Annotated in this window: 12 protein-coding genes; 10 read left to right on the top strand and 2 right to left on the bottom strand. The window is 62.4% G+C overall.

From position 1 onward, the window contains the following. The first annotated feature begins 22 nt into the window (after nucleotides 1–22). The 3 genes from KHO07_RS10855 to KHO07_RS10845 all read left to right on the top strand — a co-directional run bounded on the left by KHO07_RS10855 (nucleotide 23) and on the right by KHO07_RS10845 (nucleotide 1,811). Nucleotides 23–763 carry a response regulator gene (locus KHO07_RS10855; RefSeq protein WP_150736252.1) on the top strand — a complete coding sequence of 247 codons (741 nt, stop codon included), beginning with the start codon at nucleotides 23–25 and terminating at the stop codon, nucleotides 761–763. A gap of 170 nt (nucleotides 764–933) precedes the next feature. Then, nucleotides 934–1,350, top strand: a complete 417-nt coding sequence (locus tag KHO07_RS10850; protein WP_150735049.1) for a hypothetical protein — start codon at nucleotides 934–936, stop codon at nucleotides 1,348–1,350. Between the two features lie 236 nt (nucleotides 1,351–1,586). After that, nucleotides 1,587–1,811 carry a hypothetical protein gene (locus KHO07_RS10845; protein ID WP_075949018.1) on the top strand — a complete coding sequence of 75 codons (225 nt, stop codon included), beginning with the start codon at nucleotides 1,587–1,589 and terminating at the stop codon, nucleotides 1,809–1,811. Nucleotides 1,812–1,987: 176 nt separating this feature from the next. Here KHO07_RS10845 and KHO07_RS10840 read toward each other — a convergent pair whose 3' ends face one another. Together KHO07_RS10840 and KHO07_RS10835 are read right to left on the bottom strand one after the other, a co-directional pair. Next, nucleotides 1,988–3,418 carry an FAD/NAD(P)-binding protein gene (locus KHO07_RS10840; protein ID WP_212627184.1) on the bottom strand — a complete coding sequence of 477 codons (1,431 nt, stop codon included), beginning with the start codon at nucleotides 3,416–3,418 and terminating at the stop codon, nucleotides 1,988–1,990. 153 nt (nucleotides 3,419–3,571) lie between these two features. Then, the gene (locus KHO07_RS10835) at nucleotides 3,572–4,135 is read right to left on the bottom strand and encodes an XRE family transcriptional regulator (protein WP_212627183.1); all 564 of its coding nucleotides are present in this window, start codon (nucleotides 4,133–4,135) and stop codon (nucleotides 3,572–3,574) included. Between KHO07_RS10835 and KHO07_RS10830 the strand changes: the two genes are divergently transcribed. The 7 genes from KHO07_RS10830 (at nucleotide 4,130) to KHO07_RS10800 (ending at nucleotide 11,452) form a co-directional block, all read left to right on the top strand. Next, nucleotides 4,130–5,155, top strand: coding sequence for a DMT family transporter (locus KHO07_RS10830; protein ID WP_212627182.1), 1,026 nt, complete (start codon nucleotides 4,130–4,132; stop codon nucleotides 5,153–5,155). The two genes, KHO07_RS10835 and KHO07_RS10830, sit on opposite strands and share 6 nt — an antisense overlap. Nucleotides 5,156–5,388: 233 nt before the next feature. Continuing rightward, nucleotides 5,389–8,307, top strand: coding sequence for a monovalent cation/H+ antiporter subunit A (locus KHO07_RS10825; protein ID WP_212627181.1), 2,919 nt, complete (start codon nucleotides 5,389–5,391; stop codon nucleotides 8,305–8,307). Beyond that, nucleotides 8,307–8,651, top strand: coding sequence for a Na+/H+ antiporter subunit C (locus tag KHO07_RS10820; RefSeq protein ID WP_007944721.1), 345 nt, complete (start codon nucleotides 8,307–8,309; stop codon nucleotides 8,649–8,651). Before KHO07_RS10825 ends, KHO07_RS10820 begins: the two co-directional genes overlap by 1 nt. Beyond that, complete coding sequence (locus KHO07_RS10815) at nucleotides 8,648–10,333, top strand: monovalent cation/H+ antiporter subunit D (protein WP_212627180.1); 1,686 nt, start codon at nucleotides 8,648–8,650, stop codon at nucleotides 10,331–10,333. The genes KHO07_RS10820 and KHO07_RS10815 overlap by 4 nt, the downstream gene beginning before the upstream one ends. Next, nucleotides 10,330–10,818, top strand: a complete 489-nt coding sequence (locus KHO07_RS10810) for a Na+/H+ antiporter subunit E (RefSeq protein WP_150735055.1) — start codon at nucleotides 10,330–10,332, stop codon at nucleotides 10,816–10,818. Before KHO07_RS10815 ends, KHO07_RS10810 begins: the two co-directional genes overlap by 4 nt. Next, nucleotides 10,815–11,093, top strand: a complete 279-nt coding sequence (locus KHO07_RS10805; protein ID WP_075949011.1) for a K+/H+ antiporter subunit F — start codon at nucleotides 10,815–10,817, stop codon at nucleotides 11,091–11,093. Before KHO07_RS10810 ends, KHO07_RS10805 begins: the two co-directional genes overlap by 4 nt. Further along, complete coding sequence (locus tag KHO07_RS10800) at nucleotides 11,090–11,452, top strand: Na+/H+ antiporter subunit G (protein ID WP_150735056.1); 363 nt, start codon at nucleotides 11,090–11,092, stop codon at nucleotides 11,450–11,452. The genes KHO07_RS10805 and KHO07_RS10800 overlap by 4 nt, the downstream gene beginning before the upstream one ends. Nucleotides 11,453–11,461: the final 9 nt, after the last annotated feature.

Here is an 11,461-nt window from a genome sequence, read left to right as displayed (position 1 = left end):
CGAATAACAAAAGGATCACCCCATGGACCACACCAACCATATCCTGATCGTCGACGACGATCGTGAAATTCGCGAACTGGTAGGCAACTACCTCAAAAAAAACGGCCTGCGCACCACCATGGTCCCCGACGGCCGGCACATGCGCAGCTTCCTCGAAACCAACCAGGTCGACCTGATCGTCCTCGACATCATGCTCCCCGGCGATGACGGCCTGGTCCTGTGCCGCGAACTGCGCTCAGGCAAACACAAAGCCACGCCCATCCTGATGCTCACCGCGCGCAACGACGAAACCGACCGCATCCTCGGCCTGGAAATGGGCGCCGACGACTACCTGACCAAACCCTTCGCCGCCCGCGAACTGCTGGCGCGGATCAACGCCGTGTTGCGCCGCACCCGGATGCTGCCACCGAACCTGCTGATCACCGAAAGCGGCCGCCTGCTCAGCTTCGGCCGCTGGCGCCTGGACACCACCGCGCGCCACTTGCTGGACGAAGACGACACCCTGGTCGCCCTCAGCGGCGCCGAATACCGGCTGCTGCGGGTATTCCTCGATCACCCGCAACGGGTGCTCAGCCGTGATCAATTGCTCAACCTGACCCAAGGCCGCGATGCCGACCTGTTCGACCGGTCCATCGACTTGCTGGTCAGCCGCCTGCGCCAACGACTCAAGGATGACTCGCGGGAGTCGACCTACATCAAGACCGTGCGCAGCGAGGGCTACGTTTTTTCCTATCCGGTGGAAATGCTCGATACCCAGGTATAAGCATTTACCGAGGGTTTTGTATCCGTCTGTATAAAATCCTCCCCCGGATACCTAAACGCCGATTTCGAGCGTTTCAGGCACACATCAGCGATACACCCCGGCGTTTAACTGTGAACACCAGCTAGCACGAGCTACTGACCCCTCACACTTAAGCGCACGGAGAATTACCCATGTTCAACTTCTCGAAAGTTTCGTCCCTGGCACTCGGCCTCGCCTTGGTGGGCGGTCTTGGCTTGTCCAGCCTGGCATCGGCCAACACCTCGAACACCGTGTCAAACAGTCAGATCCAGTCGCTGTTGGCAGAGGGCGGTTCAGACCGGTTGCAACAAAATCGCGTGGCTGAAGGTGGCTCTGACCGCCTGATACAGAATCGCGTCGCCGAAGGTGGCTCTGACCGCCTGATCCAGAATCGCGTCGCCGAAGGTGGCTCTGACCGCCTGATCCAGAACCGCGTCGCCGAAGGTGGTGCCGATCGTTTGCAAGAACTGCGAGAGCGAGTGGCTTCGATCCCTCACAACGCGCTGCTCGGCGGCGTGATCGTCGCCGAAAACCGTGCCGAGTTCGGTTCAAAATATCAGCGCTACTGATCACGATCAGTCGAATCAGCAAATATCCCTGTGGGAGCGGGCTTGCCCGCGATGACGGAATGCCAGGCGACATCATCGTCGTCTGTCAGGTCCCCATCGCGGGCAAGCCCGCTCCCACAGTTTTGTTTTTTGAGGATCATCGCTCTCGATAATGACTATGCGTCAGGGTGTTTTTTCATCACGGCGCTCCAGCACTACAGTAGCCACATCTTCTCCCCACACTCTGGAGCAACATCATGAAAAGCATCATCGGTATCGGCTTCGCCCTTTCGGTTCTTGGCGCCACTTCCGCCATCGCCGCCCCACACGCAACGACCCCCGTCGTAGCAGCAGCCAAAGTCAGCCAACCGGCCATCCTGAACGTGAACACCGTCAGCGTTGACCAGAAAGACACCCAGGCGAGCAAACTCTACGTCGCCGAAAATCGTCCTGAGTTCGGTTCCAAATATCAGCGCTATTGATCAACGGCCTTGGGCTGCTTGAAACAAGAAACCCCGCCAACGTGCGGGGTTTCTTCATTTCCAATGTGGCGAGCGAGCTTGCTCGCGCTTGAGTGCGTAGCGCTCACAAAATCCTGGGGCCGCTGTGCAGCCCAGCGCGAGCAAGCTCGCTCGCCACAGGGTTATTCCAATAGTCGTTACAGCGTTGCCAATCGTGCAGCCAACGCCTTGGCCTGGCCGGCGACGTCGGTGACGGCGGTGCTTTCCCACCACATCCCACGCAACGGCGGGCCCATGGCGAACAGCCGGTCAGCCACCCGTCCTTCGGCATCCAGCACCGCACCATCCACCTCGGCGGCGATCCCCAAGGCCAACGGCCCCGGCCGAATCAGCCCGCGCGCCAGCAATTGCTGCGGCAACGGCCGGGCGACCCGGCGCCAGTCGTACTCGATGCCACTGGAGTTGATCAACGCCGCGCCCCTGACGACAACCGTCTGCGCTTCAGCCCTGCGACGAATATGAATACTCACGCCACCGCCCGAAGCAGGCTCCAGCCCTTTGAACGACGCAGCTTGAATCCGCAACCGCCCTTCCCCGTGCAAGCGTTCCACCAACTCGGCGCTCAGGGGTGGCGAACGGTGGTGATGGCTTTCCCACCAGGGACGCACGTGGCGTACAAACTGCCGGCGCTGCACATCGGTGGCCTGATGCCACAGGCGACCAATATGCGCGCGCACCGTGTCCAACGGCGCTTGCCAATCAATCCCTTGCGCGATGGCATCGCGGCAATGCCGGCGCAGTTCACGCATCAGCTGTCGTGGTGTGCGAATGCTGTGATCCTCGGCCAGGAAATCCACCCAGGCCGGTGGTTGCCGCCGCACATGGGGCAACAAGCCGTGACGGGAAAACACCTCGATCGGCCCGCGATGCCCGGCCTGTTCCAGCGACACCACGGCATCGACCATGGTCAGGCCCGAGCCAATGATCAGCACCGTCGATTGCGGATCGAGCTGCTGCATGGCCGCCACATCCCAGGGATCAAGTGCCGCCGCGTTCAAGCCGCTGGATTCGGTCTGCGGCGTGCGCGCGGCCGGAAACATTCCTGTGGCAAGCACCGCACATGCACCCTGTAAACGCTGGCCATCGCTCAACGTCAGCCGCACCGACTCGGCAGCGGTTTGCAAGTCCACTACTTCTGCCCGCACATGTTCGACCGTCGAACCGTTAAAAGCCCCCACCGATTGCGCCTCGGCCAGACGCTGTTGCACATACAGGCCGAAAATCCCCCGGGGCGGGAACAGTTCACTGATCGGCACAGGTTGCTCGTTCGACTCTGGCCACCCTCCGGCGGCGATGTATTCGGTCAGCCATTGCGTCAGGTCATCGGCGTTGTCCGGGTCGACGCTCATGCGCGCGGCGTTGCCGTTGAGCGTATGGCCCAGTTCCACGGCGCTGTAGGCTTCGCCGCGCCCCAGTTCGGCGCGCGGTTCGATCACCAGCACCTGGCGTTTGCCCGGCAGGCGCAACAATTGCGCCGCCAGCATCGCGCCGCTAAGGCCGCCGCCGATGATCAGGATGTCCGCGTGACGGATGACGTCGGTCGGCTGTCCGCTTTGGGTTTCGCTCATGCCGTTCTCACTGATCAATGATTGCCTGGATAAAAATCATGCAAATCGCCCCGGGCCAGCAGCTCGCTGGCGCGGCGGACAACACCACCCGGCCGGTGTCGAGGACGCAGGCCGTGGACGCGGACTTGATCGTCACTGTTGATGGGCCAACCGTCAGATCACCACATTACGCACGAACCGCACCGCCACCGCCCCCTCGTTGCGATAGGAATGCGGCTGGTTGCTGGCGAACATGAAAAACTCACCTGCGGCGATCTTGTGCGGCACATCACCGACCATCAGCGTCAGGCAACCTTCGAAGACATAAAACTGCTCGCTCCAGCCATCGGCATCCGGCTCCGACGGGTAGTGCTCGCCCGGCTCAAGGCGCCACTCCCAGAGTTCGACTTCACGGGAAGCGTTGGCCTTGGCCAGCAACACCGCCTTGCTGCCAGGGATCGTCCCGGCCCAGGCCAGTTCGTTGATGCGGCTGTGGTCACGGGCCTCGGGCGCCTGGATCAGATCGCTGAACGCCACGTCCAACGCTTCGGCCACGCGGTCGAGGGTGGTCAGGCTGACATTCTTTTCACCGGCCTCGATGGCCACCAGCATACGGCGGCTGACCCCGGACTTTTCCGCCAAAGCAGCCTGGCTCATGTCGGCCGCATGGCGCAGACGTCGAACATTCTGGCTGACGTGCTGAAGGACCGAAGCCCGCTGCGAAGAATCTTTGTGCACTATATTGCTCACTCGGTGGTGCTGCGCAGTATACTGCCCAACTTCCGGCGCATTGTGCGTCCCCCTCAGGTAGCACGCAAGATCATGACGTCGGTGAATACCTCCCAGCCCCCCTCCCGCCTCCTTCGGCTCAGCAAGGCCGAATGCGTACTGGTGTTGATCACCATGGTCTGGGGCGGGACCTTTTTGCTGGTCCAGCATGCGATGACCGTCAGCGGCCCGATGTTTTTCGTCGGCCTGCGCTTTGCCGCCGCCGCGATCATCGTCGCCCTGTTCTCGTGGCGCAGCCTGCGGGACCTGACCCAGTTCGAACTCAAGGCCGGTGCCTTTATCGGCGTGGCAATCATGCTTGGTTACGGCTTGCAGACCGTCGGGTTGCAGAGTATTCCCAGCAGCCAGTCGGCTTTTATTACCGCGCTCTACGTGCCTTTCGTGCCCCTGTTGCAATGGCTGGTGCTGGGCCGTCGACCGGGGCTGATGCCGAGCATCGGGATCATGCTGGCCTTTACCGGGTTGATGCTGTTGTCCGGCCCCTCCGGTGCAGCGCTCAACTTCAGCCCCGGTGAAATCGCCACGCTGATCAGCGCCATCGCGATTGCCGCCGAGATCATCCTGATCAGCAACTTCGCCGGCCAAGTCGATGTTAAACGGGTGACGGTGGTGCAACTGGCGGTGACGTCGGTGCTGTCATTCCTGTTGGTGGTGCCGACCCAGGAACCTATTCCGGACTTTTCCTGGCTACTGTTGTGCAGTGCCTTGGGGCTGGGCGCGGCGAGTGCGGCGATTCAGGTGGCGATGAACTGGGCGCAGAAGAGTGTTTCGCCGACTCGCGCCACATTGATTTACGCCGGTGAGCCGGTTTGGGCCGGGATTGTCGGGCGGATCGCCGGAGAACGTTTGCCGGCCATCGCACTGCTGGGGGCGGGGCTGATTGTCGCGGCGGTGATTGTCAGTGAGTTGAAGACCAAGGGTAAAACGGTTGCGGCAGCGCAAGCGCTGGAGCGGGAGACCCAGGGTTAAAGCGCAATTTTTCTTCGTGTTATAGATAGCCATCGCGGGCACAGTCGGAATGCCTTTCCCTGTGAGAGCGAGCCTGCTCGCGATGGGGCCGGTACAGGCGAAATCCCTATCCCTGAAACAATGTTAAACAGGCTTTTTCCATCTACCGTGTAGGATTCTGCGACAGCTTGGCGTTTGGTGATCCGGGAGCTGGCACGTATGATGCTTCACAAACTTCCGCAGATTAGAAGCCTATGTCCCTGATAGTTCTACTGCTTCTGCCTTTCTTGGGCAGCTGTCTGGCAGCGGTGCTGCCACACAATGCGCGTAACACCGAATCGCTACTGGCTGGCCTTGTCGCCCTGATCGGCACCCTCCAGGTCGCTCTCCTGTACCCGCAAATCGCCCATGGCGGCGTGATCCGTGAAGAATTCTTCTGGCTGCCGAGCCTGGGTTTGAACTTTGTCCTGCGCATGGACGGTTTCGCCTGGCTGTTCTCGATGCTGGTGCTGGGCATCGGCACGCTGGTGTCGTTGTACGCCCGTTATTACATGTCTCCGGACGATCCGGTGCCACGGTTCTTCGCGTTTTTCCTGGCGTTCATGGGCGCCATGCTGGGGCTGGTGATCTCGGGCAACCTGATCCAGATCGTGTTTTTCTGGGAGCTGACCAGCCTCTTCTCGTTCCTGTTGATCGGCTATTGGCACCACCGCGCCGACGCACGGCGCGGCGCCTATATGGCGTTGATGGTCACCGGTGCGGGCGGTCTGTGCTTGCTGGCGGGGGTCATGTTGCTCGGCCATGTGGTCGGCAGCTATGACCTGGACAAGGTCCTGGCCGCCGGCGATCTGATTCGCGCACATGCCCTCTACCCTATCCTGCTACCCCTGATCCTGATTGGCGCACTGAGCAAAAGTGCGCAATTCCCCTTCCACTTCTGGCTGCCCCACGCCATGGCCGCACCGACACCGGTGTCGGCCTATCTGCACTCGGCAACCATGGTCAAGGCCGGCGTGTTCCTGCTGGCACGGCTGTGGCCGTCGCTATCCGGCAGTGAAGAATGGTTCTACATCGTCAGCGGCGCCGGGGCCTGCACCCTGTTGCTCGGTGCCTACTGCGCGATGTTCCAGAATGACCTCAAGGGTCTGCTGGCCTATTCGACCATCAGCCACCTCGGCCTGATCACCCTGCTGCTCGGGCTGAACAGCCCTCTGGCTGCCGTGGCCGCGGTGTTCCACATCCTCAACCACGCCACATTCAAGGCCTCGTTGTTCATGGCCGCCGGTATCATCGACCACGAAAGCGGCACCCGCGACATCCGCAAACTCAGCGGCCTGGTCAAACTGATTCCGTTCACTGCGACCCTGGCCATGGTCGCCAGCGCCTCCATGGCCGGTGTGCCCTTGCTCAACGGCTTCCTGTCGAAAGAGATGTTCTTCGCCGAAACCGTGTTCATCAACGCCACGGCCTGGGTCGAAGCCACCTTGCCGATCGTCGCGACCATCGCCGGGACCTTCAGCGTCGCCTACTCCCTGCGCTTTACCGTGGACGTGTTCTTCGGCCCGCCCGCCACCGATCTGCCCCACACCCCGCACGAGCCGCCGCGCTGGATGCGTGCGCCGGTCGAGCTGCTGGTGTTCGCCTGCCTGGTGGTCGGGATCTTCCCGGCGCAAGTGGTCGGCCCGTTGCTCGCCGCTGCGGCGCAACCGGTCGTTGGCGGGCAGTTGCCGGAATACAGCCTGGCCATCTGGCACGGTTGGAACGCGCCAATGATCATGAGCCTGATCGCCATGTCCTGCGGTGTGTTGCTTTACCTGCTGCTGCGCAACCAGCTCAAGCGCGGTCGCATCAACCATCCGCCACTGGTGGGTCGATTCAACGGCAAGCGCCTGTTCGAACTGGCGCTGGTGCTCAAGATGCGCCTGGCCCGCCGCCTGGAGCGGCGTGTCAGCACCAGGCGCCTGCAAACCCAACTGTTCCTGATGGTGCTCGCCGCCGTGCTGGCCGGGTTGATCCCGATGCTGCACAGCAGCCTGAGCTGGGGTGACCGGCCGAAGATTCCGGGTTCGATCGTGTTCGTCATCCTCTGGTTGCTGGCAATAGCCTGCGCCCTTGGCGCGGCCTATCAAGCCAAGTACCACCGTCTCGCGGCACTGACCATGGTCAGCGTTTGCGGCCTGATGACCTGCGTAACCTTTGTCTGGTTCTCGGCGCCGGACCTGGCGCTGACGCAACTGGTGGTCGAAGTGGTGACCACGGTGCTGATCCTGTTGGGCCTGCGCTGGTTGCCACGACGGATCGAAGAAGTTTCGCCGTTGCCGAGCACCCTGCGCAAAGCCCGCATCCGCCGCTTCCGTGACTTGCTGTTGTCGACCGTGGTCGGCGGCGGCATGGCGTTGCTGTCGTACGCCATGTTGACGCGGCAGACGCCCAACGACATTTCCTCGTTCTACCTGAGCCGCGCCCTGCCCGAGGGCGGCGGCAGCAACGTGGTCAACGTGATGCTGGTGGATTTCCGTGGCTTCGATACCCTCGGTGAAATCACCGTGCTGGCGGCAGTCGCGTTGAGCGTGTTCGCCCTGCTGCGGCGTTTCCGTCCACCGAAGGAAAGCCTGCAATTGCCCGCCCAGCAGCGCTTGCTCGCACCCGACGTGGTCACCGATCTGGTCAACCCTCGCCACGCCAGCGATACCGCGCTTGGCTTCATGATGGTCCCGGCGGTGCTGGTGCGCCTGTTGCTGCCGATTGCGCTGGTGGTGTCGTTCTACCTGTTCATGCGCGGGCATAACCAGCCGGGTGGCGGTTTCGTCGCCGGCCTGGTGATGTCGGTGGCGTTCATCCTGCAATACATGGTGGCCGGCACCCAATGGGTCGAGGCGCAAATGAGCCTGCGGCCGCTGCGCTGGATGAGCGTCGGCCTGCTGTTCGCCACGCTCACCGGCCTGGGTGCGATGCTGGTTGGCTATCCGTTCCTGACCACACACACCTGGCACTTCGACTTGCCGCTGCTGGGTGACATTCACCTCGCCAGCGCGCTGTTCTTCGACGTGGGCGTGTACGCGGTGGTGGTCGGTTCGACGCTGTTGATCCTCACGGCCCTGGCCCACCAATCGGTCCGTGGCCACAAAACCGCGGCCCAGCCCAAACCCGTCGCCATGAAGGAGGCCGTCTGATGGAAGAAGTCATCGCAATCGCCATCGGCGTCCTGGCCGCGTCGGGCGTCTGGCTGATCCTGCGCCCACGGACATTCCAGGTGGTCATGGGCCTGTGCCTGCTGTCCTATGGCGTCAACCTGTTCATCTTCAGCATGGGCAGCCTGTTCATCGGCAGAGAGCCAATCATCAAGGACGGCGTGCCGCAGGACCTGCTGCACTACACCGACCCGTTGCCGCAAGCGCTGGTGCTGACGGCGATTGTCATCAGCTTCGCCATGACCGCGCTGTTTCTGGTGGTTTTGCTGGCCTCCCGGGGCCTGACCGGCACCGACCATGTGGATGGCCGGGAGCCTAAAGAATGAATGCAATGACGCACCTGATCGCCGCGCCCATCCTGCTGCCGCTGCTGACCGCCGCGATCATGCTGATGCTCGGCGAGAAACACCGCCCGCTCAAAGCCAGGATCAACCTGTTCTCCAGCCTGCTCGGGCTCGGCATCTCCGTTCTGCTGCTGCAATGGACTCAAACCACCGACGTGCCCGGTTCCATCGGCGTGTACCTGCCGGGCAACTGGCAAGTGCCGTTCGGCCTGGTGCTAGTGGTCGATCGTCTGTCGGCACTGATGCTGGTGCTCACCGGGATCATCGGCGTCTGCGCCCTGTTGTTCGCCATGGCCCGCTGGGACAGCGCCGGTTCGAGTTTCCACGCGCTGTTCCAGATTCAGTTGATGGGCCTGTACGGCGCGTTCCTGACCGCCGACCTGTTCAACCTGTTCGTGTTCTTCGAAGTGCTGCTGGCCGCTTCTTATGGCCTGATGCTGCACGGCTCGGGCCGGGCGCGGGTGTCTTCGGGGCTGCATTACATCTCGATCAACCTGTTGGCCTCGACCCTGTTCCTGATCGGCGCGGCACTGATCTATGGCGTCACCGGCACCCTGAACATGGCTGACCTGGCACTGAAAATCCCGCTGGTGCCGGAAGCCGATCGCGGCCTGCTGCATGCAGGCGCGGGGATTCTGGCGGTGGCATTCCTGGCCAAGGCCGGCATGTGGCCGCTGAACTTCTGGCTGGTGCCGGCGTATTCCTCGGCGAGCGCGCCGGTGGCGGCGATGTTCGCGATCATGACCAAAGTTGGCATCTACACCCTGCTGCGCCTGTGGACCCTGCTGTTTTCCGGTCAGGCCGGGGCGTCGGCGTACTTCGGTGGCGACTGGCTGATTTACGGCGGCATGGCGACCATCATTTGCGCTGCCGTGGCGATCGTTGCCGCGCAACGCCTGGAACGCATGGCCAGCCTGAGCATTCTGGTGTCGGCCGGGATTCTGCTGTCGGCTATCGGTTTCGCCCAGCCCAACCTGATTGGCGCGGCGTTATTTTATCTGGTCAGCTCGACCCTGGCCCTGAGCGCGCTGTTCCTTCTGGCCGAGTTGATCGAACGCTCGCGCTCCGCCAATGAAATCCCGCTGGAGGATGAAAACGAGATGCTGCCTCGGCCGCTGGAATCGCTGCATCCGGCCAAGGGCGTCAATCTCGATGACGACCGCAAAGCCTTGGTCGGCCAGGTGATTCCGTGGACCATGGCCTTCCTCGGCCTGAGCTTCATCGCCTGCGCCCTGCTGATCATCGGCATGCCGCCGCTGTCCGGGTTCATCGGCAAGCTAAGCCTGCTCAGTGCCCTGCTCAATCCGATGGGCCTGGGCAATGGCAGTGATGCGCCGATCTCGAATGCGGCGTGGGGCTTGCTGGCGTTGCTGATTCTTTCCGGGCTGGCCTCGCTGCTGGCTTTCTCGCGCCTGGGCATCCAGCGTTTCTGGACCCCGGCAGAACGGCCTTCGCCGGCGTTGCGGCGGTTTGAGTGCGTGCCGATCTTCGCCCTGCTGGGCTTGAGCATCGCACTGACGTTCCAGGCCGAGCCGTTGTTGCGCTACACCCAGGCCGCTGCCAATGCCTTGAACAACCCGCAGCAATACGTGATGGCCGTGCTCGGCACCCGCGCCGTGCCGAGTCCGGAAGCTCGGGCTGCATTGCTGGAGGTGCAACCATGAAGCGTCTGTTTCCTGCGCCGTGGTTGTCACTGGCCCTGTGGCTATTGTGGCTGGTGCTGAACGTGTCGATGAGCCCCGGCAACCTGCTATTGGGCGCCGCCCTGGGCTTCTGTGCGCCGCTGATGATGCGCAAGTTGCGTCCGTTGCCGATCCGCATTCGCCGGCCGGGGGTGATGCTGCGCCTGTTGCTGGTGGTGGGTCGCGATGTGCTGGTGTCCAACCTCGCCGTGGCCTGGGGCGTGCTCAATGCCGGCCGCCGCCCGCCCCGCTCGCGCTTTATCAAGGTGCCGCTGGACCTGCGCGATGCCAACGGCCTGGCGACGCTGTCGATGATCTGCACCGTGGTGCCCGGCACCGTCTGGTCGGAATTGGCCCTGGACCGCAGCATTCTGTTGCTGCACGTCTTCGATCTGGATGACGAAGCGCAGTTCATTGAACACTTCAAGGTGACTTACGAGCGCCCGCTGATGGAGATTTTCGAATGAGCGCCCTGCTGTCGAACGCGATTCTGCTGAGCCTGTTTCTGTTTTCCGTGGCGATGATCCTGACCCTGATCCGCCTGTTCAAAGGCCCCTCCGCCCAGGACCGGGTCCTGGCGCTGGATTATCTGTACATCGTTGCGATGCTGATGATGCTGACGCTGGGCATTCGCTACGCCAGTGACACGTACTTTGAAGCGGCGCTGCTGATCGCGCTGTTTGGCTTCGTCGGCTCGTTTGCCTTGGCGAAATTCCTGCTGCGCGGAGAGGTGATCGAATGAACGCAGAACTGTCTCTATGGGTGGAAGTCCCGGTGGCGATCCTGCTGGTGCTCGCCGGCCTGTTCGCGCTGATCGGCGCCACAGGCTTGCTGCGCATGAAGGATTACTTCCAGCGCATGCACCCACCGGCCCTGGCCTCCACGTTGGGTGCGTGGTGCGTGGCACTGGCTTCGATCATCTACTTTTCGGCGTTGAAGTCCGCGCCGGTGCTGCACGCTTGGCTGATCCCGATCCTGCTGGCGATCACCGTACCGGTGACCACCCTGCTGCTGGCGCGGGCAGCGCTGTTTCGCAAGCGCATGGCGGGGGATGATGTGCCGGCTGAAGTGAGTAGTCGGCGGACTGAGAGTGGTAGCTAAGTTCAGGAC

Origin of the sequence: Pseudomonas sp. PP3, from assembly GCF_905336995.1 — a bacterium.
Taxonomy (GTDB): domain Bacteria; phylum Pseudomonadota; class Gammaproteobacteria; order Pseudomonadales; family Pseudomonadaceae; genus Aquipseudomonas; species Aquipseudomonas reinekei.
Note: the sequence above shows the minus strand (reverse complement) of the source record. Positions and strands in the feature narration are given on the sequence as shown.

Bases quoted from the DNA above. Each gene is read 5' to 3' on its own strand.
- KHO07_RS10855 (WP_150736252.1), top strand. From the start codon at position 23: ATGGACCACACCAACCATATCCTGATCGTCGACGACGATCGTGAAATT.
- KHO07_RS10850 (WP_150735049.1), top strand. From the start codon at position 934: ATGTTCAACTTCTCGAAAGTTTCGTCCCTGGCACTCGGCCTCGCCTTG.
- KHO07_RS10845 (WP_075949018.1), top strand. From the start codon at position 1,587: ATGAAAAGCATCATCGGTATCGGCTTCGCCCTTTCGGTTCTTGGCGCC.
- KHO07_RS10840 (WP_212627184.1), bottom strand. From the start codon at position 3,418: ATGAGCGAAACCCAAAGCGGACAGCCGACCGACGTCATCCGTCACGCG.
- KHO07_RS10825 (WP_212627181.1), top strand. From the start codon at position 5,389: ATGTCCCTGATAGTTCTACTGCTTCTGCCTTTCTTGGGCAGCTGTCTG.
- KHO07_RS10820 (WP_007944721.1), top strand. From the start codon at position 8,307: ATGGAAGAAGTCATCGCAATCGCCATCGGCGTCCTGGCCGCGTCGGGC.
- KHO07_RS10815 (WP_212627180.1), top strand. From the start codon at position 8,648: ATGAATGCAATGACGCACCTGATCGCCGCGCCCATCCTGCTGCCGCTG.
- KHO07_RS10810 (WP_150735055.1), top strand. From the start codon at position 10,330: ATGAAGCGTCTGTTTCCTGCGCCGTGGTTGTCACTGGCCCTGTGGCTA.
- KHO07_RS10805 (WP_075949011.1), top strand. From the start codon at position 10,815: ATGAGCGCCCTGCTGTCGAACGCGATTCTGCTGAGCCTGTTTCTGTTT.
- KHO07_RS10800 (WP_150735056.1), top strand. From the start codon at position 11,090: ATGAACGCAGAACTGTCTCTATGGGTGGAAGTCCCGGTGGCGATCCTG.